The organism is Mycobacterium sp. 1081908.1, from assembly GCF_001673535.1.
Classification (GTDB): domain Bacteria; phylum Actinomycetota; class Actinomycetes; order Mycobacteriales; family Mycobacteriaceae; genus Mycobacterium.
The window spans coordinates 1-641 of the sequence record NZ_LZLY01000125.1; the positions used below are offsets into that span (position 1 = coordinate 1).

Below are 641 nucleotides of genomic sequence, written 5' to 3' on the forward strand. Positions count from 1 at the left end.
CAGGGCGGGATTGTCGAACCGCTGAGCGCGCAGCCACAGCTCATGTTTGCCGGTCCAGGCTCTGCCACCGCTGTAGACGATGCCCTGACGCAGCAGCAGTTTGGACAAGCGATGCCGAGTGCTCATCAAATCTCCCCGACAATCCTCGCGTGCGCGCACCAGATCCCGCGCCGCTTCTTGTTCACGGCTGGGAATGGTCACTGCCGTCACCTCACCGAGCAGCAATAACCGCGCCAGATGCCGCGCGTCACGGGCATCGGTCTTGATCCGATCACCCGATGGCCGCATCAACTTCGAGGGCGCCGCGACCTCACAGACGATGCCCGCGTTCTGCAATGACCGGGCCAAACCGAACCCGGTCGGCCCAGCCTCATAGACAGCTGCAACCGGTCCAGGCAAAGACCTGATCCAAGCAGCGATCTCTTCATGGCTTGGGGTGAGACGCTGCTCAAAGACTTCACCAGTCTCCCGGTCCAACCCGCACGCCACCACCGACCGTGCGTGCACATCCAAACCGACGCTCGTACGCTGAACTACCACTGGGGCCTCCCACATCTTGTGGCTCTACCGGCCAGGACCAACTTCCTGACGGCAACCCACGTTCACATGTGAGCGAGGCCCCAGCCCCACATACCGTCTAG

The 641-nt window shown here is 62.6% G+C and carries 1 protein-coding gene; it reads right to left on the minus strand.

The genetic code is table 11. The features are described 5' to 3' along the window. Window positions 1-555, minus strand: a 555-nt coding sequence (locus tag A5655_RS20300; protein WP_082978763.1) for a transposase, incomplete at its 3' end; no start/stop codon positions are given. Window positions 556-641: the final 86 nt, after the last annotated feature.